The 22,710-nt window shown below is 59.1% G+C and carries 22 protein-coding genes and 1 pseudogene; 13 read left to right on the top strand and 10 right to left on the bottom strand.

What is annotated here, in order from left to right:
* Positions 1–13 precede the first annotated feature (13 nt).
* The 4 genes from J2S62_RS03250 to J2S62_RS03265 all read left to right on the top strand — a co-directional run bounded on the left by J2S62_RS03250 (position 14) and on the right by J2S62_RS03265 (position 5,230).
* On the top strand, positions 14–304 hold the full coding sequence (locus J2S62_RS03250; protein WP_310171360.1) for a sarcosine oxidase subunit delta: 291 nt from the start codon (positions 14–16) through the stop codon (positions 302–304).
* 65 nt (positions 305–369) lie between these two features.
* On the top strand, positions 370–3,255 hold the full coding sequence (locus J2S62_RS03255) for a 2Fe-2S iron-sulfur cluster-binding protein (protein ID WP_407650004.1): 2,886 nt from the start codon (positions 370–372) through the stop codon (positions 3,253–3,255).
* Positions 3,248–3,835, top strand: a complete 588-nt coding sequence (locus tag J2S62_RS03260) for a sarcosine oxidase subunit gamma (protein WP_310171364.1) — start codon at positions 3,248–3,250, stop codon at positions 3,833–3,835. Before J2S62_RS03255 ends, J2S62_RS03260 begins: the two co-directional genes overlap by 8 nt.
* Positions 3,836–3,838: 3 nt before the next feature.
* Entirely contained in the window at positions 3,839–5,230 is a 1,392-nt protein-coding gene (locus J2S62_RS03265; protein WP_310171367.1) for an L-serine ammonia-lyase, read from the top strand.
* A 54-nt stretch (positions 5,231–5,284) separates the two neighbouring features.
* On the opposite strand, the pseudogene J2S62_RS03270 reads toward J2S62_RS03265, so the two are convergent.
* Positions 5,285–5,929: pseudogene (locus J2S62_RS03270) on the bottom strand (alpha/beta fold hydrolase); the annotation flags it as partial.
* Between the two features lie 289 nt (positions 5,930–6,218).
* Positions 6,219–7,562: an HNH endonuclease gene (locus J2S62_RS03275; RefSeq protein WP_310171369.1), complete on the bottom strand. Its 1,344-nt coding sequence runs from the start codon at positions 7,560–7,562 to the stop codon at positions 6,219–6,221.
* A gap of 461 nt (positions 7,563–8,023) precedes the next feature.
* Between J2S62_RS03275 and J2S62_RS03280 the strand changes: the two genes are divergently transcribed.
* The 9 genes from J2S62_RS03280 (at position 8,024) to J2S62_RS03320 (ending at position 16,696) form a co-directional block, all read left to right on the top strand.
* Positions 8,024–9,241, top strand: coding sequence for a sarcosine oxidase subunit beta family protein (locus J2S62_RS03280; RefSeq protein WP_310171371.1), 1,218 nt, complete (start codon positions 8,024–8,026; stop codon positions 9,239–9,241).
* A gap of 13 nt (positions 9,242–9,254) precedes the next feature.
* The gene (locus J2S62_RS03285; RefSeq protein ID WP_310171374.1) at positions 9,255–9,554 is read left to right on the top strand and encodes a sarcosine oxidase subunit delta; all 300 of its coding nucleotides are present in this window, start codon (positions 9,255–9,257) and stop codon (positions 9,552–9,554) included.
* On the top strand, positions 9,551–12,481 hold the full coding sequence (locus tag J2S62_RS03290) for a 2Fe-2S iron-sulfur cluster-binding protein (protein WP_310171376.1): 2,931 nt from the start codon (positions 9,551–9,553) through the stop codon (positions 12,479–12,481). The genes J2S62_RS03285 and J2S62_RS03290 overlap by 4 nt, the downstream gene beginning before the upstream one ends.
* On the top strand, positions 12,468–13,085 hold the full coding sequence (locus J2S62_RS03295; RefSeq protein ID WP_310171378.1) for a sarcosine oxidase subunit gamma: 618 nt from the start codon (positions 12,468–12,470) through the stop codon (positions 13,083–13,085). The genes J2S62_RS03290 and J2S62_RS03295 overlap by 14 nt, the downstream gene beginning before the upstream one ends.
* Before the next feature lie 116 nt (positions 13,086–13,201).
* A complete protein-coding gene (locus J2S62_RS03300) occupies positions 13,202–14,368 on the top strand; it encodes an RtcB family protein (protein ID WP_310171380.1) in 1,167 nt (388 codons plus the stop codon).
* Positions 14,369–14,392: 24 nt separating this feature from the next.
* On the top strand, positions 14,393–14,677 hold the full coding sequence (locus J2S62_RS03305) for a hypothetical protein (protein WP_310171383.1): 285 nt from the start codon (positions 14,393–14,395) through the stop codon (positions 14,675–14,677).
* Positions 14,674–15,108 carry an FAS1-like dehydratase domain-containing protein gene (locus tag J2S62_RS03310; RefSeq protein WP_310171385.1) on the top strand — a complete coding sequence of 145 codons (435 nt, stop codon included), beginning with the start codon at positions 14,674–14,676 and terminating at the stop codon, positions 15,106–15,108. The genes J2S62_RS03305 and J2S62_RS03310 overlap by 4 nt, the downstream gene beginning before the upstream one ends.
* Positions 15,109–15,117: 9 nt before the next feature.
* Entirely contained in the window at positions 15,118–15,585 is a 468-nt protein-coding gene (locus J2S62_RS03315) for a MaoC/PaaZ C-terminal domain-containing protein (protein ID WP_310171388.1), read from the top strand.
* Positions 15,586–15,589: 4 nt separating this feature from the next.
* Complete coding sequence (locus J2S62_RS03320; protein WP_310171390.1) at positions 15,590–16,696, top strand: UDP-N-acetylmuramate dehydrogenase; 1,107 nt, start codon at positions 15,590–15,592, stop codon at positions 16,694–16,696.
* Between the two features lie 55 nt (positions 16,697–16,751).
* Here the strand turns inward: J2S62_RS03320 and J2S62_RS03325 are convergent, their stop codons facing one another.
* From J2S62_RS03325 to mshD, 8 genes are all read right to left on the bottom strand, one after another.
* Positions 16,752–17,282 carry a DUF4442 domain-containing protein gene (locus J2S62_RS03325; protein ID WP_310171392.1) on the bottom strand — a complete coding sequence of 177 codons (531 nt, stop codon included), beginning with the start codon at positions 17,280–17,282 and terminating at the stop codon, positions 16,752–16,754.
* A gap of 206 nt (positions 17,283–17,488) precedes the next feature.
* The gene (gene asd / locus J2S62_RS03330; protein ID WP_310171393.1) at positions 17,489–18,661 is read right to left on the bottom strand and encodes an aspartate-semialdehyde dehydrogenase; all 1,173 of its coding nucleotides are present in this window, start codon (positions 18,659–18,661) and stop codon (positions 17,489–17,491) included.
* 6 nt (positions 18,662–18,667) lie between these two features.
* Positions 18,668–18,910 (bottom strand): NF038396 family protein, encoded by a 243-nt coding sequence (locus J2S62_RS03335; RefSeq protein WP_310171395.1) that lies wholly within the window; start codon positions 18,908–18,910, stop codon positions 18,668–18,670.
* Entirely contained in the window at positions 18,894–19,487 is a 594-nt protein-coding gene (locus J2S62_RS03340; RefSeq protein ID WP_310171397.1) for a dihydrofolate reductase, read from the bottom strand. The genes J2S62_RS03335 and J2S62_RS03340 overlap by 17 nt, the downstream gene beginning before the upstream one ends.
* Positions 19,438–20,265 (bottom strand): thymidylate synthase, encoded by an 828-nt coding sequence (locus tag J2S62_RS03345; RefSeq protein ID WP_310171399.1) that lies wholly within the window; start codon positions 20,263–20,265, stop codon positions 19,438–19,440. The genes J2S62_RS03340 and J2S62_RS03345 overlap by 50 nt, the downstream gene beginning before the upstream one ends.
* Before the next feature lie 5 nt (positions 20,266–20,270).
* Positions 20,271–20,648, bottom strand: a complete 378-nt coding sequence (locus J2S62_RS03350) for a GNAT family N-acetyltransferase (RefSeq protein ID WP_310171401.1) — start codon at positions 20,646–20,648, stop codon at positions 20,271–20,273.
* Positions 20,649–20,703: 55 nt separating this feature from the next.
* Positions 20,704–21,717 carry an NUDIX hydrolase gene (locus J2S62_RS03355; protein WP_310171403.1) on the bottom strand — a complete coding sequence of 338 codons (1,014 nt, stop codon included), beginning with the start codon at positions 21,715–21,717 and terminating at the stop codon, positions 20,704–20,706.
* A gap of 9 nt (positions 21,718–21,726) precedes the next feature.
* Positions 21,727–22,635: a mycothiol synthase gene (gene mshD, locus J2S62_RS03360; protein ID WP_310171405.1), complete on the bottom strand. Its 909-nt coding sequence runs from the start codon at positions 22,633–22,635 to the stop codon at positions 21,727–21,729.
* Positions 22,636–22,710 lie beyond the last annotated feature (75 nt).

The raw sequence follows: 22,710 nt of genomic DNA on the forward strand, positions 1-22,710 counted from the left end.
AAAGGCAACAGCCATGATGCTCATTGATTGCCCGTACTGCGGGCCACGCAACGAAACCGAATTCGGCTACGGCGGTGAAGCCCACGTCGCCTACCCCGAAGACCCCTACGCCTTGTCTGACCGCGAATGGGGCGAGTTCCTGTTCTATCGCGATAACCCCAAGGGTGACTTCGCTGAACGCTGGGTCCACAGCGGCGGTTGCCGTAAGTGGTTCAACGCCATCCGCGACACTGTGTCCTATAAATTCAAGACCACCTACCCGGCCGGCTCGCCTCGCCCGGAAGTTACCGGAGGTTCCAAGTGACTCACACCCCCACAGATCAAGCAACACAGACCACTGATGGTCGCCAGGGGAATCACTCCTACCGCTTGAGCCCCGACCAGGCACCACACGCCGTGGTCGACCACAACGACACCGTCGATGTGACCATTGACGGGCATCCGACTACCGCACTGCGCGGCGACATGGTCGCCTCAGCACTGTTGGCCACCGGCACCCGCTCGGCCGCCAACTCAATGTACTGGAACCGACCTCGTGGCGTGTTCGCAGCGGGTGTCGAAGAACCGAACTCACTGGTGCATCTATCGCCGCGTCACGCAGGTGACATCGAAGAGTCGATGATGACATCCACCACAGTTCCGGTGACAAACGGGATAAAAGCGACGCAACTGCGTGGACTCGGTAAGCTAGACCCTGCCGCGGATCAGGCTTACTACGATCACGTTCACGTCCATACCGATGTATTGGTGGTCGGAGCCGGCCCGGCAGGGTTGACTGCCGCAGCGAATGCCGCCGCATCGGGGGCTCGCGTCATGCTCATGGATGAAAAGCCATGGGCCGGCGGGAGCCTGTTGGATGCGCCTTATGAAATCATCGACGGGGTGCCTGCCTCGCAATGGATCGACAACACGCTGGCCCAGCTCAACGCAGCCGACGACGTCGAAGTGCTTGCAGATACGACCGTGACCGGTATCTACGACGAAAACTACGCGATCGCCGTCCAGCGCCGCACCTATCACCTGGATGAAGCGCCGGGTGAAGGCATCTCTCGTGAACGCGTCTGGCACGTGCGAGCCGATCAGGTAGTGCTGGCCACCGGAGCGCATGAACGCCCCATCATCTTCAAGAACAACGACCGCCCCGGCATCATGCTGGCCTCGGCAGTCCGCGCCTATCTCAACCGGTACGCTGTGCGCGCCGGCAAACAGATCGCCGTGTTCACCACCAACGACTCGGTCTACCCGTTGGTCTCCGAGTTGGCAGCCACCGGGGGAGTCGTCGCGGTCATTGATGCGCGTTCCTCAGCATCGGCGGCGGCACAACAAGCCGTCTCGGAAGGTGTCAATGTCATCATCGGCTCGGCGGTTGTCGATACCCACGCCGGTGAGGATAATGAACTCAACGCCATCACCGTGGCGCCACTCAATGGTGCGTTGGATCTCGCCAGGGCTCAACGCCTCGAGGTCGACACGTTAGCTGTCTCGGGTGGTTGGTCGCCGGTTGTGCACCTACACTCGGGCCGCAAAGGTCGCATTGACTGGGATGAGCAGCTCCAGGGCTTTGTCGCCGTGGAATCGGTGGAAAACATGCGCCTGGCAGGAGCGCTCAACGGCAAGTACTCCACCGCATCGGCACTGACTTCCGGCGCCAAAGCCGGCGCCGCAGCAGCCACCGCGGCAGGATATGCCGCCGAAGCCAAAGCCGCCCGGGCTATCGACCGCCCCTACGGTCCGGTCCAGCCGCTGTGGTTGGTTCCATCCCCAGACGGTGACACACCCGAAGACTACGATAACCACTTCGTTGACCTGCAGCGCGACCAGACGGTAGCCGATATCCTGCGCGCCACCGGAGCCGGCATGAGCTCGGTTGAACACGTCAAGCGCTACACCTCAATTTCCACCGGTGCCGATCAGGGTAAAACCTCGGGTGTTCCCACCATTGGCGTCATGGCCAACATTTTGGGGGTCGAAGACCTCGGCGAGATCGGGACCACCACGTTCCGCCCGCCGTATACGCCGGTCGGTTTCGCCGCGCTGGCGGGGCGTCGTCGTGGCAAACTCTTTGAGGTCGCTCGCGGCACGCCCATGCACTCAGCCCACGTTGCTGCTGGCGCGGTGTTTGAAGACGTTGGCCAGTGGAAACGCGCCCGCTATTACCCGCAGGGCAACGAGACCATGGACGAGGCCGTCTACCGCGAGTGCGCTGCGGTGCGTGACTCGGTGGGCATGTTCGATGGCTCTACACTGGGCAAGATCGAACTGCGCGGCAAAGATGTCCCCGAGTTCCTCAACCGGATCTACACCAACGGCTACGTCAAACTCAAAGAGGGCATGGGCCGCTACGGTGTGATGCTCAAACCGGACGGCATGATCTTCGATGACGGCGTGACCTTGCGGTTGGCCGAAGATCGATACTTCATGCACACCACGACCGGCGGGGCCGCCGATGTCCTGGACTGGATCGAGGAGTGGCTGCAAACCGAATGGCCAGAACTTGATGTTTTCGCGACCTCGGTGACAGAGCAGTACGCCACCATCGCCGTGGTCGGACCGAAGTCACGCGACGTGATGAACAAGATCGCCCCGGGCGAGGACTTCTCGGCTGAAGGCTTCAAGTTCATGGAATTCCGGGACATCACCTTGGCCTCGGGCATTCCGGCTCGCGCCAGCCGGATCTCGTTCTCGGGTGAACTCGCGTGGGAAATCGCGGTGGCATCCTGGTACGGCATGGCCGTCTGGGAAGCCGTGGCCGAAGCCGGCGCAGAGTTCAACATCACCCCGTACGGGACTGAGACCATGCACGTCTTACGCGCTGAAAAAGGCTTCATCGTGGTCGGGCAAGAAACCGATGGCACCGTCACCCCACAGGATGCTGGGATGGAATGGATCCTTGCCAAGCACAAGGACTTCATTGGCAAGCGCTCGTTCCTGCGTGCCGACAACGTCCGCGAGGATCGCAAACAACTCGTCTCGGTACTGCCAGATGACCCAACCTTCCGTCTGGAAGAAGGCGAAGCGCTCGTGGCCATCGATACCCCGGTCGGTGCCGAAGCCGGTCCAATCTCGCAAGAAGGCTGGGTTACGGCCTCCTACAACTCGCCGGCACTAGGACGTACGTTCGGGCTGGCCCTGATCAAGAATGGTTTTGACCGCATCGGTGAAAGCCTCAAAGCCCTGGTCGATGGTGAGGAAGTCACCATGAAGATTGGGCCCACCGTCCTCTTTGACCCAGAAGGAGCTCGTCGAGATGGCTAATGTACAACAACTCCGACGGTCACCACTGACCGACCGCACCGAAGAACTCCAAGCCGCCTCCAGCAGTGCAGTAAGCATCCGCGAGGTGCCCTTCACCACTCAGGTCGGGTTGCGTGCCACACCCGGCACTAATGGGTACACCGCACTGGCCCAGGCTTTGGGCGGGTTGCCCGCCAAGGTCGGGGAAGTCATCGGGGACTCTTCATCTACCGCTGTGCTGTGGCTTTCTCCCGATGAGTTCCTAGCGATCGACCAGCCCGACTCCGGCCTGGCTGAAACCCTCACGGAGGTCCTGGGTGATCGTTCCGGACAGGTCTTGGATTTGTCCGCGAACCGGACGATCATAGAGCTATCAGGCCAAGCATCCGATCTCGTATTACGTAAATCCTGTCCGCTGGATTTGCACCCACGGGCTTGGGCAGTCAACCAGGCTTACGTTACAGAAGTCGCCCACACACCAGTCATCCTTTGGCGAGTAGCCGAGAACACCTGGTGGATCGCGCCGCGGATTTCTTTTGCGAACCACGTGGTCAACTGGTTACTCGACGGGATGATCGAGTTTTCACCCTCGAAAGGATAAGTCATGGCATTAAGTGTGCTGGACATGTTCTCTATTGGTTTGGGGCCATCATCGTCCCACACCGTTGGTCCCATGCGGGCGGCAGCCCAGTTCATCAATGGTCTGGACGCCGACACGCTGGCGGCAACTGAGCGAGCTCAAGTGGAACTGTTTGGCTCGCTGGGTGCCACCGGCATCGGGCATCACTCGGACACCGCGGTGATCCTGGGGCTGGCTGGACATGATCCCGCCACGATTGTGCCTGACCAAGTCGATGACATCATCGCCCAAGTCGAGACCTCAGCAATCCTGGAACTGGCTGGGCGCAAGAGGGTGGCTTTTGATCGGGCCAATGATGTGATCTTGCACTTATCCAAGTCACTACCGGGCCATCCCAACGGTATGAAGTCCTCGGTCTACGATGCCAACGGCACCGAATTAGCCTCCCAGATCACGTACTCGATCGGTGGTGGATTTGTCGTGACGGAAGACGAGCTCGACAAACCGCTGACCACCGAACGCAAGGTGCGCCACGATTACCGGACCGGAACGCAGCTCTTAGAGTTGTGCCACCAGGAGGGTAAATCCATCGCGGACCTGACCTGGGAGAACGAACTCGAATGGCGTGATGCCGAAGAGATTCGTTCCGAGCTGTTGCATATTTGGCAGGTCATGCAGGACTGTGTGCAAGCCGGGATCGACCGCACCGAGACCACCTTGCCCGGTGGGCTCAAGGTCACCCGGCGTGCGCCGAGGCTCTACAAACAATTGAGCCAAGGTGGCGCCACCGAGCGCACTGGGGACACCACCGATGCTCTGCGCGGCATTGAGTGGGTCAACTTGTACGCTCTGGCGGTCAATGAGGAAAACGCTTCGGGTGGGCGTGTGGTCACGGCGCCAACCAACGGAGCGGCCGGGATTATTCCGGCGGTGCTGCACTACTACACCAGATTCCTCGACGACGTCACCGACGATAAGATCGTGGAGTTCATGCTCACCGCCGGCGCTATTGGCATCATCATCAAAACCCAGGCTTCCATCTCAGGTGCTGAAGTCGGATGCCAGGGTGAGGTCGGGTCCGCATGTTCGATGGCAGCAGCCGGTTTGGCCGCGGTCATGGGTGGTACTCCATCCCAGGTGGAAGATGCCGCTGAGATGGCATTGGAACACAACTTGGGCATGACATGTGACCCAGTCGGTGGGCTGGTGCAGATCCCGTGCATCGAACGCAACGCGATCGCATCGGTCAAAGCGATCAATGCCGCGCGACTGGCGCTGCACGGCGATGGAACCCACAAGGTCAGTCTGGACCAAGCCATCGAAACGATGCGCGCAACCGGCGCCGACATGATGGATAAGTATAAAGAGACCTCACGAGGCGGATTAGCCGTCGCGGTTACTATGCCCGAATGCTAACTCGCTGGCGTGCAAGGCCGGCTCCGGTGTGTTCCGGGGTCGGCCTTGAGTGTGTTAATGCACGTTTGGCACCTCTGCCAGGAGTTGTAGCAAGGCCTCCGAGACGGTCTCGGGAGCGTCCCACGTGACAAGGTGACGTGCACCGGTGATTGGATGCACGCGCAAGCCTTCGGCCTGGACCCACCCAGGCAGGGCTGCGGCCAGGGTAAGCACCGGGTCCGCTGTGCCACGAACGAGGCCGGTGGGGACGTGGCGATACGGTGAATCTTGCAGGACTGCTATCGCGCCGCGCCAAATTTCCACGAGCCGATGTTTTGGGATGTGTGAGAGTAGTCGGTGCGTTGCGGGGCGTAGCTCACGGCGTGAGACGAGACTCCGTACCCTAAAGTGTCGGATGACCGGTGCTGGGGCAAGCCGCAATACCGGGATGGTTAGATTCAACGCCAGTCGCTCTAGTGTGTTGAGCGGTTTGGTTTTCCACGTGGTTGCTAAGACAAATTGCGCAGCGACTCTGTCGGGATAAGCGTCTGCGAAGGCCTGCGCGAGATTTCCACCGTACGAATGCCCTACCAAAACAACTTGGTCAAGCCCACACTCATTGACGAGAGCGGCAAGGTCAGCCAAAGCATCTTCTGTGCGAAAACTAACCTCTGGATCTAACGTGGATAGACCGTGACCGCGCAAATCCCAAGTGATGACTCGGTAGCCCTGTCACTGTAGTGTCCGCGCCTGGGTCTCGAAGACCGTATGGTCCAAACTCGCTCCGTGAGTGAGTACCACTGCTGGACTGCCGCTTTCGGTGTCACCGTAGGCGATCGTAGCGCCGGGTCGAGACAGTCTTTTATCGAGAGCTACCATATGTTCAATCTAGGTCTTGATCGAAGACAAAGAAAGTCGCACAAGACCATGTCGCAAGCGAGAACCAGCAGGCCTGCAGCTGTCTTCCTCAGGGCGCGCACCTTCGGGTGGGCATGGTGGCATGGTGGGGTTAGGCTGCGGCGGGCCAGGCGATGTCGATGGGGCCGATGGGTGGGTCGGTGGTGGTATGCCGGATTTGGCTGATTGGGGGCCGGGTGGGCACGGTGTATTGATGCCCGGTGGGGGTGGTCACCGTGAGCCGATCTGGGGTGCCGGTATAGGACCAGCCTCGGTTTTCTTTGCGTTGGTTGCAGCGTTTACATAGCCCGGTGGCGTTGGCCCAGCTGGTGGTCCCGCCCTTGGCCCAGGGTTTGCGGTGGTCAGCATCCTCGACTGGGCTGTTGCACCAGGGGGTGGCGCACGTATCGTCCCGGATGGCCAACATTTTGGAGAGCCCTTCGGGGAAGTGACGGCGTTTGGACTCTAGGGCCACGAGTTGGCCATCGGTGGCTCGGGTGTACATGCGTCGGAAAAACTTCGCGGCTTGCGGGTCGGCTAACCAGTGTTTGACCATCCCGGCGGGTAGCGGTCCGTGGCCGGGAATCCAGGCCGGCACATCATCATCACCAAACAAGCTGCTATCGTGCATCACGACCACGACTTCAGCGGTGACCCCGTCGGCGGTGGTCTGCCCGGTGAGCAGCTCGACGAAGAGATCAGCCATGACCTGGTCGCGAGTTAACGGTTGCTCAGCATCGGAATTGTCGAGGTCGTCGGGTGTGTTTGCGGCGTCACGCCGTTGGGCGGCCAGGCGTTTGTTGGTTTGTTGCTGCAGCGCGTCCATGACTGCTACCGCTTGATGGGTGGGCAGTTCGGCGGTTAGATATGAGATGCCGTCGCTGCCTGGATCCAAGCACACCCGACGATCTCGCTGATTCTGCGCGGCCCGTTGCTCAGCCGCTTTGCGGTCTAGCCGGTAGGCGTGTCCTTGGATGAGTTTGCGTAGCTGGGAGCTGGAGGCTTTACCCACCCGGTGGGCAATTAGCCCATCAATCTCCCGGCGGTGGGCATCCGAGAGATGGCTGGTTTGTTCGGCCACGATCCGGGCATGATATTCACTCATGCGCCCATCCGCTAGCGCCGCATACGTGTTCGGGAGCACGTTGCACAGGGCGGTGGCCGTATAGGTCAGTGCGGCCCCCACAAACGGGGACTCCCCGCGGGCTAGGCCGACTTCTGCCTCAATGCCTTTGAGTTGCTCAGAAGTCGTGATTCGCATCCCGGCTTCATGGGCCTTGCGCTGCTCAACGAACGCATTCGTCGCACTCGCCTGGGCGGCAGCCAACGCCCGTTTGGCGCGTTCCAGGTGTTGGAGCCGGTCAATGTTGTCTTCCTCGGACGCAGCAGGCGGCAGCGAGGCCAGGGAGTCAACGAACTCCTGGACCAGATCTGCCATCTCAACTGCTGTTTCCATACCACAATGCTAGCTATTCACACGGACATGATAAGGGAAAACCCACGCGTTGTGGACAACCCCACGAAGACCTCCGAGCCTGTGGGAAACTACCTCGGCGCGCAGGTACTCAGAGACAGTTGCGGATCAGAGATAGGCTTACAAACCGCCGTGTTCCGAAAGAACGTGTCGGAGCGATGTGAAGCAGCTCATTCATAATCACTGATAAGTATTCTGTAAACTACGGATAGCTCAGGGCGTAAGATGAAGCGCTGCTTCGCTGCAAGCGAGCCGAAGTCGAGGAGCATTCCGATACCTACTCTCCTGATCGTTAACCGATCAGAAATGATCACTACTTTTTCATCGTATAAAAGCGAAATGTTGCCAATTCTCTAGATCCCCGACTAGAACACTTCTAGTGTGGTGGATGGCAGGGGCACAGTGCGTGTCCCAAACAGACCTCTAGCAAGATTGGGATTGGCATGGCAGATTTGCTACCCGAACATCCAGATTTCCTGTGGCGGAACCCGCGTCTCAAGTCCTCGTATGACGTAGTCATTGTCGGCGCCGGTGGCCACGGACTCGCCACCGCTTACTATCTGGCCAAAGAACACGGCATCACCAACGTGGCTGTGATCGATAAAGGTTGGTTGGGTGGGGGCAACATGGCTCGCAACACCACCATTATTCGCTCAAACTACATGCTTGACCGGTCCACGCGATTCTTCGATCGGTCTCTGCAAATGTGGGAAGGCCTCGATGAGGAGTTGGAGTACGACTTCTTGTTCTCCCAACGCGGCCTCATCACCCTGGCCCACACCGATGCCGAAGTACGGGAATCCATCCGACGAGTGGAATCCAACCGACTCAACGGCACCGACGCCGAATGGCTAGAGCCCGAAGACGTCAAAGAACTGTTACCGATCGTCAACATCTCGCAAGACATTCGTCACCCGGTCATGGGTGCCACACACCAGCCACGGGCAGCCATCGCCAAACACGACCACGTGGCCTGGGCCTATGCCCGTAAAGCCTCCGCCATGGGCGTGGACATCATCCAGAACACCGAAGTCACTGGATTCATCAAAGATGGTGACAGGGTTATTGGCGTCGAAACCACCCGCGGCAATATCGCGACCGAAAAAGTCGGGATCGCCGTTGCAGGGCACTCGTCCCTGCTGGCCGAAAAAGCTGGCTTCCAAGTTCCTATTCAGTCTCGCACGCTCCAAGCGCTGGTATCAGAGCTCTTCGAACCCGTGCACCCGACCATTTTGACCTCCCACCACATTCACGTCTACGTATCGCAAGCGCATAAGGGCGAACTGGTTATGGGAGCCAACACCGATCCCTACACCGCCTACGGGGCACGCGGGGGTTTCCACACCATCGAACGTCAACTGGCCGCCGCGGTAGAACTCGTGCCAATTTTTGCCCGAGCACACCTCATCCGGGTTTGGGGTGGCGTCGTGGATATCTCGCCTGACTCCACCCCGATCATCGGCAAGACGCCGGTTGATGGCATCTATATCAACTGCGGCTGGGGCTCCGGCGGGTTTAAAGGCACCCCGATCGGTGGCTACACCCTGGCGCATACCATCGCCCACGATGAACCACACGAATACAACAAACACTTTGGCCTAGAGCGCTACTACACCGGACACCTGGTGGATGAGCACTCGGCCTCCGGTGTCCTGCACTAGGAGAACCGCAACCATGATGATGATTGACTGCCCCTACTGTGGGCTGCGCGACGAAACCGAATTTGAATACGGCTCCCAAGCCCACGTGCCCTACCCCCAAGACCCTCAGGCACTGAGCAATGACGAATGGGCCGAATGGTTGTACTTCCGGGACAACCCGATGGGTGAACGTGCCGAACGGTGGGTCCATCTTTTGGGCTGTCGCAAATGGTTCAACGCCGTACGTGACACCGTGACCTATGAGTTCAAAGCCACCTACCAGGTGGGCACGCCACGACCTGATACCTCCGTCCTCCAAGAAGGTGCCCGATGACGAACACCGCAGCACTGACCACCGGTACCTCATTCCGGGTGCCAACAGAGACCGCCCCGGGAGCCGCTATTGACCGCGGCGAAACCGTTGAAGTGACCATTGACGGCCATGCGATCACCGCCTACCGCGGCGACACGGTCACATCGGCCCTATTAGCCAACGGCTACCGGACCGTGGGCGACTCGATCTATCTGGGCCGGCCGCGCGGTGTGCTGACAGCCGGTGTCGAAGAGCCCAACTCCCTGGTGACCGTCACCCGCGATAAGCCGGGCGCGATCCCTGAAACCATGCTGATCGGTCCGACCGTGGAAGTCACCAACGGTATGGTCGCCGACCATTTGCAGGGTATCGGCAGACTGGCTGACCAAGCCGACCCGGAGTACTACGACTATGTCTACGCACACCCCGATGTGCTCGTCGTTGGTGCCGGTCCTGCCGGCCTAGCCGCTGCACGGCAAGCGGCCCGCGCCGGTGCCCGGGTGCTGATCCTGGATGAGCGGGCAACGTTTGGCGGTAATCTCGCAGGTACCCCGGGAGCTGAGATCGACGGCCAACCCGCAGATACTTGGATCGCCGACACCGTCGAGGAGTTGCAAAACCATGACGACGTGACCCTGCTGGGCCGCACCACGGTCTTTGGTGCCTACGAGAACAACATGTTCATGGCCACCCAGCGCCGCACCGACCACCTGGATGACCAAGTACCGTTTGGGGTCTCCCGCGAGCGGATCTTCCACATTCGCGCCAAACAGGTCGTGCTGGCCACCGGTGCGCACGAGCGCCCGATCGTGTTCAAAAACAACGACCGTCCCGGCATCATGCTGGCCTCGGGGATCGCGGGTTACCTCAACCGTTACGGGGTCCAAGCCGGCAGCACGCTCGCGCTGTTCACCACCAATGACTCGGTCTATCCGCTGGCTCACCAGTTGGCCGCCAATGGCGGTCTGGTCGCGGTCATTGACGCCCGACCTGAACTCAGCGAAGCTGCCCAGGCCGCACTGTCAGCGGGCATTGAGGTGATCGCTGGCTCCGTCGTAGCTGACACCACCGGCAACGATCACGGCGAACTGACCGGCATCACCGTGGCCGCCTATCATGACGACGGTAGCCTCGGCGCGACCCAACAACTCGAGGTGGACACCCTGGGGGTTTCCGGCGGCTGGTCACCGGTCATTCACCTGCACTCCCAGCGTCAAGGCAAAGTGGTCTGGGACAACGACGCCCAGGCCTTCGTCGTCGGTCAGCCGCGCAAATCGTTCCACTACGTTGGCTCCATCACCGGGTCATTATCGCTGCATGAGGCGCTCGCTAAGGGTACCCAAGCCGGAGCTGCCGCAGCAGATGCCACGGGTCACCATGCAGAGCTGAAATCACCTTTGACAGAGCGCGGCGCCAGTGGCCCGATTGCGCCGTTGCGCATGGTCGCCAGTCCAGACGGAGACGACCTCGACGCCTACGCCGACCACTTTGTGGATCTACACCGCGACCAGACGGTCAAAGACGTGCTGCGCGCCATCGGTGCGGGCATGTCCTCGGTCGAGCACATCAAACGCTACACCTCCATTTCGACCGGCAATGATCAGGGAAAGACCAGTGCGGTGCCCGCCATTGGCGTGATGGCGGAAGTGCTCGAGGGCCACACGATGGATGACATTGGCACCACCACATTCCGTGCGCCGTATTCACCGATCTCCTATGTCGGTCTCGCTGGGCGTCAGCGTGGTCACCTGTTTGATCCGCTGCGTAAAACCCCGATGGACCGCGCCCACGAGGAACTCGGGGCAGTGTTTGAGATGGCCGGCGAATGGCGCCGTGCCTCCTACTATCCGCGTCAGGGAGAGACCAAAGCTCAAGCCGTGCGCCGCGAAACCATCGCGGCCCGCAATGGTGTTGGTATGATCGACTCCTCGACCCTGGGCAAGATCGAAATTCGCGGCAAAGATGCCGCAGAGTTCATCAACCGGATCTACACCAATGGTTTCTTGAAGCTCGCCGTCGGGAAAGGCCGATACGGCGTCATGACGGGCGTCGACGGGAAGGTCATGGATGACGGGGTCACCCTGCGCCTGGCTGAGGACCGGTTCTTCATGCACACCACCTCCGGCGGTGCTCAACGCGTGCTGAACTGGCTGGAGAACTGGCATCAAACTGAATGGTCCCACCTGGATGCGACCTTCACCTCGGTCTCCGAACAGTTCGCGACCGTTGCGGTTTCGGGTCCGAAAGCCCGCCGGGTCGTTGAGCAGCTCGCCTCCGACGTCGATTTCGCACCGGATGCCTTCGGTTTCATGGAATTTCGCGAAACCACTTTGGACAATGGCATCCCGGCCAGGATTTCGCGTATCTCCTTCACCGGTGAACTGTCCTATGAAATCGCGGTGCCTTCCCAGTACGGTCGCGCTCTGTGGGATACCGTGGCGCAAGCTGGCGCCGCCTTCGGTATCACACCCTACGGGTTGGAAGCCCAGCGCATCCTGCGCGCTGAAAAAGGCTTCGTGATCGTGGGACAAGACACCGACGGCACCAACTCACCGCAGGACGTGGGCATGTCATGGGTGATCTCTAAACTCAAGAAGGACTTCTTGGGCATGCGTTCCTATCAGTTGGATGATTTCCAGCGCGATGACCGCGAAGAGCTCGTCGCGATTATGGCCACAGACAAAACTTCCTGGGTCCGAGACGGCGCCGCCTTGGTTTCCGAAGCAGACCTGAACGCGCCTCGCCCGGTCGCGACCACGGGTCATGTCACCGGATACTACGACTCTGCTGCCCTGGGTCGGACCTTCGGGCTGGCGCTGGTGCGTGGCGGTTCGCAACGCATCGGTGAGAAACTCTACGCCCCGGCCTACGATCCGCCCGTGGAATTCGAAATTACCCCGCTTGTCTCGTTCGATCCGGAAGGAACCCGCCGCGATGGTGAACACTAAACCCGACCCCCGCGCACTGCGCGAATCGCCCCTGCAACACCTGGCCGGCGAACTAGCACAAGCCGAAATCACCGGGCCCCAAGCCGTGGCCATCCGTGAAATCCCGTTTGCCACCATGATCGGGATCCGCGCCATCCCCGGCAGCGCCGCCCACGAGGCCATCACAGACGTCCTACCCGACGGCCTCCCGGCAGGCGTCGGACAAGTTGCTGGGGATCCCGATGGCATTGCTGTGCTGTGGATTTCGCCCGACGAATTTCTGGCGATTTCACTTACCGAACGACCCGAACTCTTCCCCACGCTCGAAACTGCGCTGGGGGATGAGCGCGGCCATGTCGTGGACCTCACCTCCAACCGTACGATTGTTGAACTCAGCGGGCCAGCCGCGCACAAAGCGCTGCGCAAGGGTACCCCAACGGATATCCATCCCAGGGTGTTCACGGTCAACCGTGCCATCACGACCACGTTGGCACGCACCCCGGTGCTGTTGTGGAAGACCGGTGAAACCACCTGGCGCATCTTGCCCAGGGCATCGTTTGCAGAACACATCGCATACTTCTTGATGGATGCGATGCACGAATTCGACTACCAACTCATCGACTAGTCACCAGCAAACTTCGCGGCACCCACCCGACAACACGGGTGGGTGCCGCGTTGTCCTGTGCTGGGTCAGAGAGCTTTGGTTACTTTCCGGAACCCGGCAGACTACACTGCAACGATATGGAACGTATCAACGATCGGTTAGTGTCCTGGGCCTCACTGCTCGAAGAAGAAACCCGCAAACAAGCGATAACCTCGGCTGAACTGGACTTCATCTACCCACACATCGCACTGATGCCAGATGCCCATCTCGGCTACGGGGCCACGGTCGGTTCAGTCATTCCGACGTTGGGCGCCGTCATCCCGGCTGCGGTGGGGGTCGACATTGGGTGTGGCATGATCGCCGTCCAGACCCAGTTCACATTCGAGGACCTGCCCCAAGACCTCAAAACCGTGCGAGAGCACATCGAACGTGCCATCCCGGTCTCGGCCGGTAAGTACAACCGAAAAGTCCAACCGAGCGCAGCTGAGCGGATCGATCAGCTCGAAACCATGGCCCTTGAGATCGACTTCGACCCAGATGCCTTCGACCACAACTGGCGAGTGCAACTGGGCACCCTGGGCGGCGGTAATCACTTCATCGAAATCTGCCTGGACGAAGACGACAACGTCTGGACGTTTTTGCACTCCGGATCCCGCGGGATCGGTAATAGAATCGCCACCCACCACATCGGTATCGCTAAAAGTCTGCGCCACAAAGCCGGAGACAAACCACCCCACCCCGACCTGGCATGGTTTGAAGAGGGCACACCACAATTCGACACCTACATCGCGCATCTGCGGTGGGCTCAACACTTTGCCTTACTGAACCGCGAAGAAATGATGGATCGGGTCAACAACCAGCTGGGTCGATGGGTCGGTCAACCGGTACAAGACATCCAACGGATCAACTCCCACCACAACTTCACCGAACAAGAAGAACACTTCGGCAAAACCGTGTGGGTTACACGCAAAGGCGCTATCCGCGCTCGCAACGGGGATATGGCCTCCATTCCGGGGTCGATGGGTGCTGCTTCCTACATCGTGGAAGGCAAGGGCAATGCCGACGCCTTGGATTCCGCACCCCATGGCGCCGGACGCCAGTATTCACGGCGCGCGGCCCGTAAAGCCTTCACCCAAGACGACTTACGCAAAGCCATGACCGGTATCGAATACCGAGACACCGACAAGTTCATCGACGAGATCCCGCAGGCCTATAAGCCCATCGATCAGGTCATGGCAGATTCCACGGAGCTGGTCACGATCCGCCACACCCTGCGGCAAATCGTAAACGTCAAAGGGGACTAGCTCGGCTAGGTGATAATAGAACACATGTCGTGGATGGATGATAACCCCTTTAGCACCGGCTCCCGCACCTACCAGCGGGTGCTGATCGCTGGCATGATCATCCTCGGCATCGGTTTCATCACCGCGATCGTCGGCGGCCTAACCTCCACCCGTGCACTGTCTTTGGCCGCTGTGTGGATCATGGGCGCTGGACTCATCACCCATATAATCGCCCAAACCATCCGCTATTACGGGCGCCGTCAAGAGCTCAAAGCCAACCTTGAAGCCGACCGAAAACGTCGCCAGCAGCGTGGAAAGGACACGACATGACTGTTGATATTACCGGCCGACAATACCCGGCCGTGGGCCCGTACCAGGTGGGCAGCGAAGAAATCCGCCGGTTCGCTGCCGCAGTGAAGAACACTCACCCACTGCATTACGACGCAGATGCCGCCCGCGCCGCAGGCCACAAAGACTTAGTGGCCCCGCCAACCTTCTTGGTGTCGATCGCCCAACGCGCCGAAGCTTTGATGGTGAATGACCCCGAGGCTGCCGTCGATTTTTCCCGTGTGGTGCACTCCGATCAGCGATTCACGCACCATCGCGCTGTCGTTGCAGGCGATGAACTCTTCGCCCAAGCAACCCTGACCTCCGTCAAAGAACTCGCTGGCAACCGCATGCTCACCACGCAAACCGAAGTGACCAACGCCGACCAGGCACCGGTTGCCACCATTACATCCACCTTGCTGATTCGGGGTTAAGGAGACGCTATGCCTGTTATTGAAGAACTCACGAAAGGCGATGTGGTTGCCACGCGCACCATCGACATCACCCGGGCGGATCTGATCCGATATGCCGGAGCCTCCGGCGATTTCAACCCCATTCACTGGTCCGAAGCCACCGCCCAAGCCGCCGAACTCCCCGGAGTCATCGCCCACGGCATGCTCACCATGGGGCTGGTCATTGACCTGGTGACCGAATGGACCAATGACCCCACCGCTATCATCGATTACCAAACCCGGTTTTCGGGCATGGTCCCGGTGACCGAAACGACCCATACTTCTAACCCTGCCACCCCCTTCGACAACCCCAACGCTGGGGCCAAACTCGATGTGGTGGCCAAGGTCGGCGCGATTGACGAGGAAAACAAGATAGTCCGTGTGGACCTCACGGTGACCAACCCTCGCGAAGACGGGGCTCGAGTGCTCACCCGTGCACAAGCGAAGGTACAGCTCTAACCCGATGACGCAAAAACTCCTGGCCCATCACACCACCGCCCGAGTGGGCGGACCAGCCAATGCCTGGATTGTCGCCGCAACCGAAGCCCAACTCACCCGAGCCATCGCCGCAACCGATGCGGGTGGCACGCCGCTGTTGGTGTTATCAGGCGGCTCGAACCTGTTGGTATCCGATGCGGGATTCCCGGGCACGGTAGTTCAGATTGCCACTGAGGGCATCGAGGTTCTGGAGTCCACCGATACCCACGTGCGCGTTCGGATCGCGGCAGGTCATGACTGGGACAGTGTCGTTGCCTGGTCAGTCGCGCAGGGACTCACCGGGATCGAAGCGCTGTCAGGCATTCCGGGCTCAACCGGGGCTACCCCGGTCCAGAACGTCGGCGCATATGGCGCAGACATCTCCCAGACGCTGGAAAGTATTCGCGTCTGGGATAGAGAAGTTCACAAAGTTGTGGAGCTGGCCGCGGCTGACCTTGAGTTCGGATACCGCGATTCCATCATCAAGCGATCCATCGTCTCAGCGAATACGGATGTTACGCACGCATCGCCCCGATGGATCGTGCTCTCCGTGGATCTCAAGCTGGCAAAATCTGGTCAAAGCGCACCGGTGCGCTATACCCAACTCGCCAGAGCGCTCAATGTGGAGTTGGGCGATACCGCACCCCTTGAACATATCCGACAGACCGTGCTGGACCTACGGGCCAGCAAAGGCATGGTACTCAATGCCGCAGATTATGACACCTGGTCTACCGGATCATTTTTCACAAACCCGATCGTGCCCGCCTCAGTCGCCGCGACACTGCCAGATCATGCCCCGCGGTTTGCCCACCACGAAGCCGGGGATACCGCAGAAACGGTGAAGCTCTCCGCAGCATGGCTGATTGATCACGCTGGGTTTCGCAAAGGTTTTGGATTGCATAACGAACCGGGAACCGTCGATGGTCGAGCCTCGCTATCAACCAAACACACATTGGCACTCACCAACCGAGGCAATGCAAAAACTCAAGATCTGTTACGGATCGCGACTACCGTGCGCGATGGGGTAGCTGACACCTGGGGAATCACGCTCGTACCTGAACCGGTGCTCGTGGGAGTTCAACTGGGTCGCTAAGAACTACCCTTGCCGTGGGCAATAGTCGCGGAGTTTCTTGATAAGCGAGCGTAAATTATCGGGTGGCGTTGGCCTGTGATGGGTCTGGTTGGACGAACTGTGGTTTCTTCCGGAAGTACACTTGGCGACGCATTCTGGCGACTACCTCGTCCTGCTCGTCGGTGATGTCCACATCGAACCAATGGAGATACTTCTGACCATCGGCGGTTTCGGTGCGAATCAGATCCCAGGTTTCATCAGAGACGCGCATATCCGCGGTGAGTTTACCGCGTCCGGGTTTAAGGAACTTTGCTTCGACCCCAACGTCCCACACGAGGTATTCTTTGCCGAGACCGTACACGCCCGCGAACATGAAAAACGGGTCCGTCATGGACAGCATGGTGCCACCAAAAGCGGTACCCACCAGATTACGGGTGAGCACGTTGGGTTTATGGGTGACAATGGACCGTGAGCCATCTTCGGCGATGTAGACCGGTTTGATTCCCGCGCCAAGATAGGGCGGCCAGATACGCATGAAACGCTGTAAAAATTTTGGTCCAATGCGCATCGAGGCATAGGTCGGGATGTTGATTTTAGGCAGTCGCACAGGCGCGCTCCTTGACGTCGTGAGTTAGCTTACGTGCTCGCCATTGTAGGGCACGCTCTGTGCCGCGATGACGCATCCGGTTGCGCGAGGACATGGCGCTTCGGGGCTCGGGCCTCGAGGATTCACGTTAAAACGCAACGCGCCACCGGTCCGAAGACTTGGTAGCGCGTTGCGTGATACCCGCGGTCATCGCGGGCAAGAGTTTTTTAGAGGTTGCCGGTGGCAATCATCAGCATGCGGCGTACTGGCTCAGCAGCACCCCAGAGGAGCTGGTCGCCTACGGTGAATGCCGAGATGTATTCCGGGCCCATAGCCAGCTTACGGATGCGACCGACTGGGATATCCATGGTGCCGGTAGCAGCGACCGGGGTCAGCTGCTGCATCGAGGCTTCTTTGGTGTTCGGGATGACTTTCACCCAGTCGTTGTCCCGAGCCAGGATATCTTCGATCTCGTCCAGCGGCATGTCCTTGGTCAGTTTCAAGGTTAACGCCTGGGAGTGTGACCGAAGCGCACCGATGCGCACGGTAACGGATTCCAGTGGCATGATGTTGTCGCCGGTGCGGCCGAGAATCTTGTTGGTTTCCGCGCCGCCCTTCCAGTCTTCACGGGACATGCCGTTGCCAAGATCCGAATCAATCCAGGGAATGAGCGAGCCGGCCAGTGGCGCACCGAATTCGGTGGTGTCCATGCTGCCATTACGCTGAGCTTCGATCACTTTACGGTCGATGTCCAAAATGGCTGAGCCTGGATTTTGTAGGTCCTCGGCGACCACGTTGTGCAGGGTTCCGAAGCCTTTGAGTAGCTCACGCATGTGGCGAGCGCCGCCACCGGAAGCCGCCTGGTAGGTCATGGCGGTTCCCCATTCGACCAGGCCATTGCGCATTAGCCCACCCAGACCCAGCAGCATCAGCGAAACGGTGCAGTTCCCACCAACGAATTGGTTGATGCCGTTTTTCAGACCGGCATCGATTTGGTCTCGGTTCACCGGATCCAACACGATGATGGATTCATCGTCCATGCGCAGGGCAGAGGCGGCATCAATCCAGATCCCGTCCCAACCGGCGTCGCGCAGTTTCGGATAGACCTCGTTGGTGTAGTCGCCACCCTGGGTGGTCAAAATGATGGGCAGTTTGGCCAGGGTCTCAAGATCATGAGCGTCGTGGAGAGTTTCTGACGTGTCCACGCCCGGCAGTTCGGGTACCGGACCACCAGCGTTGGATGTTGAGAAGAATACCGGGTTGATTTTGGTGAAGTCGTTTTCTTCGACCATGCGTTGCATGAGAACGGATCCGACCATGCCACGCCAACCAATGAGCCCAACGGAGGGGCGGGAAGCGGCATCAGCGTACACAGGAGCCTCTGAAGTTTGTTGAGTCATAACGTTTTAGTCTACCTTCTGGGCTAGAGCGTGTTTTTTCCGTGCGTTATAGGCCCACAGCCCCACGCCAATAAATGCTTGGGTTAGCACGAGGATAAAGAGGATACCGGCGACCGTGTGACCGGTGAGCACCAGGTACAGGCCCATCCCGGCCGACACCAAAGCCAGCAGGGGACCGGCCACCAGACCGATGAACGCTAGCACCATCTGGCGCTGCGACACCGGGGCGGTGTTAGTGGTTTTCGTCAAGGGTGCGCTCCCATCGTTCGAACCGGTATTGCACCGAGGATTTGGACATATGCCAACCGTTTGCCGGATCCTGGGTGGTCAGCGACCACGAGTCGTTCAGTTCGGGGGCATATGTGTCGCCGTCAATGTCGAGGTTGAATACGCTGCGTTCTACCACGGTGGCGAGGTCTAGTGCCTGATCATATAGGCTGCCCCCACCGATGACCCAAATTACGGGCCCGGTCTTAAGCTCACCGGCAAGTTCTAGGCCGGCTTGTAAATCAGCCGCGACGTGAACGCTGTCCTCTTGAAGTTTCGGGTCTGAAGGGTCTTGGCTAAAGCTTTCGGAGACCACCACTGAGGTGCGACCTGGCAGCGGTCGCACGGAATCAGGGAACGATGCCCAGGTTTTGCGGCCCATGACCAGGACCTGATCCATGGTCACACGCTTGAAGTGTTGCAGATCCTCGGGCACGTGCCAGGGCATGTCACCGTCAAGCCCGATGACACCGTTGAGACTTTGGGCCCAGACCATGCCGAGCTGGGTATTAGACGGCAACTGGAGCTTTGATGGTGGGGTGGTGTTGGTATTCGACAAGTTCGAAATCTTCCCATTCGTAGCTGAACAGATCTTTTGGTTTCCGACGGAATCGCAATTGCGGATACGGATACGGTTCGCGCGTGAGTTGTTCACGGACTTGCTCGACGTGATTGGTGTAGATGTGTACGTCCCCGCCGGTCCAGATGAATTCCCCGGGGTTGTAACCCAATTGGTGGGCCATCATCATGGTGAGCAGCGAGTACTCAGCGATGTTGAACGGCACTCCGAGGAACATGTCGGCTGAGCGCTGGTAGAGCTGACACGACAGTTTGCCGGGGCCGTTTTCTTCCGGCTGGACGTGAAATTGAAACATAGCGTGACATGCGGGCAGGGCCATCTCATCGAGTTGTCCCGGATTCCAGGCTGAGACCAGGTGACGACGCGACCCGGGGTTCTGGGCTAAAGACTCCATGACCTGGCTGATCTGGTCGATGGACTCACCGTTGGGGGCGGGCCATGAACGCCACTGCACACCGTAGACGGGGCCCAGTTCGCCATCTTCATCGGCCCATTCATTCCAGATGCGCACGCCACGTTCTTGGAGCCATTTCACATTGGAATCACCATTGAGGAACCAAATGAGCTCAAGTGCCGCCGATTTGAAGTGGACTCGCTTGGTGGTGATCAGCGGGAAATACTCGGCTAAGTTGTAGCGAATCTGGCGCCCGAAGACCGAATAGGTTCCGGTTCCGGTGCGATCGGTTGTCAGTGTGCCATGTTCAAGCACATCTGCCAGCAGCTCTTCGTACGGGGTCTCAATGGAGGTAGCGGTCATATTCCTTATTTCCGTGATGATCGATTGGCGCCGGGGTTGGTCACCAGTCGCAAATATTCGGGATACCTGCGCAAATAGTCCACGATATAAGAACACTGGGTCGTGAACTTTTGTTCCCGTTTCGCCAGGTCCTCTAACACCAGTGTGGTCAATGCACGGGCATAACCCTGGCGGCCGTATTGTTCCGCCACGATCGTATGTTGCAGCACGTAAACCGCGGGATCTTCTTCCGCCATGCGGTAACCAATGAACCCGATGAAAACACTGTCCCCGGATTCGGGACGATCTTGGTAGAGCTCGAACCGGTCTTTGGCGGGAGCATGGACGAGCCGGAGGTTCTCGTGCACGATCTTGGCTGGGTGCGTGCCTGGCGAGGGAGTCATATTCCCAGCCTACCAAGGCGTCGTGGCGGGCGGTACGGTCGGTGGTGGTCGTTTGCTATTTCACCAACGGGTCATAACGCTCAATCGAGACGATACGTCCGCCCTGGTGTTTGGCACGGTGCACCACCAGGATCGAACCGGAAGCCAGGTTGGACTTTTTGCCCGAGGAAATGATCTTCGCGTTGATGAGGGTCTCATCATCTTTGACGAGTGCTTTAATCTCCTTCAGCACGCGTTTGATGACCGACGGTTGCGAACAAATCATGCTCGGTTCCAGCCGTTTGAGCTCCTGATGCAGACGGCGTGCCAAGTGTTTGGGGTGGCTGGAGGCCGTTTTGATGTTCAACCAGCGTTTGGTGCGCACGCTGCCTCCATGTTTTTTGACATAGGGTGCGATCGTCTCTAGCGACCGCGTGTACTTCGAGGTCACGATACGGGTCGGTTTCCACGCGCGCAGCAGGCGAGCCACCGCCTTGGCCTGGGTGTACCCGGACTCGGCCAGTGGGCGATCCACTTCGTCCTTGGTCCACGATTCGGCCGGAATTGGTTTTGCCTGCCGCAACACAATGAACGGGATGGTGGCTAACTGCTTGGCATCGTAGGCTTCCGCAAGTATGTCGAGCGGTTTGTGATCCACGCTTTTAGACAACAGCTGGCGAGCTTCTTCGACTGTCGCCCAACGCGTGTCATCGACTTCTGTGCCGTCGACTATTGGTTTTTTGTCGTCGACTCGTGCCGCCCAGTACCAGACCTCTTTGCGATTCTTGCCAGTGGGATTCTTGTATCGGATGACACCCAACGGGATACCAAGCGAGAGGTTCAGGCCTACTTCTTCTTTGGTTTCGCGCCAGGCTGTTTCGGGCAGGGTCTCGTTGGCGCCCAGGCGGCCCTTGGGCCACGACCAATCGTCGTATTCGGGGCGGTGAATCAAAAGGACTTGCAGTTGTCCACTTTTAATACGCCAGGGCAGGGTACCGGCTGCCAAGACTTTCGCGTTGGTGCCTTCGTCAGTCGTGGTTGCTGTCGCGCGGGTGGTGGTGAGTTTGCCGATGCGTTTTGCCGGGCGCATGAATGGACCTTAGCTCGTGGAGGAGAACATGACGTCAGTGTTTTCCACACCGAAGCCCAATGAATTGTACAAGTTCACCGCCGGGCGGTTCTCATCATCAACATACAGCACAATCTTCTCTAGCCCAGACGATGCCAGATGGTTCATCCCATGGATCGTCAAGGCTTTGCCTAACCCAGTGCCCTGCGTTTTTGGATGCACTCCCACCGCGTAAACTTCTCCGGCGTGTGAGCCCACGGGTGTCTTGGTCCAATGGAATCCCACCGGGGTGCCAGTGGAGTCTTCAGCGATGAAGAAGCCAGCCGGATCAAACCAGTCCTCTGCTTTTCTGGCGTCCAGATCTTTCTGGGTCAGCTGCCCTTGTTCTGGGTGGTCGGCAAAAGCCGTGGCATTGAGTTCCAGCCACGCGGCATCATCGGAGCCGGGCTCGAAAGTGCGAATCGTGTAACCAGCCGGCACGTTGACGTCACCAAAGGATTCGCGATCAATGTCCACAGCCATGCGATACAAGATACGTACCGGCTCCAGCCCGACGCGAGCCGCTAGGCCGCGAGCGGCAGGATGATCACCGTGGGACCACGCAGTCACGACCTGATCCTTGCTGGCTTCCTGGGTGATGAGGGTCTTGGTCGCATCGACCAGTGCGCGGCCGAGGCCAGCACCGCGAGCATCCGGCTCAACCACAAGTTCGACTAATACCGGCTGAGTCTCGTCAGTCGGGATGACCACGGCTGAAGCACCCGTAAATTCCGACGCACCGGTGGTAATCAACCACGCGCTGCCGGAAGTGAGTTCAACCCAAGTCTGATCCCCAAACGGTTCGTTGTGATCGGCGGCAACTCCGCGAGCAGTAAGAGTGCGAAGACTAGACAATTCATCGGGGGTTTCGGAAGGACGCAACACGCGCAAATCAGTCATGTCACCAGAATAACTGTTCAGTTAGTTCTTCAGCGCACACTTGTCTTTCGGCCCAAGATTCTTTGCGCTACGTGC

Origin of the sequence: Enteractinococcus fodinae (assembly GCF_031458395.1) — a bacterium.
Lineage (GTDB): Bacteria > Actinomycetota > Actinomycetes > Actinomycetales > Micrococcaceae > Yaniella > Yaniella fodinae.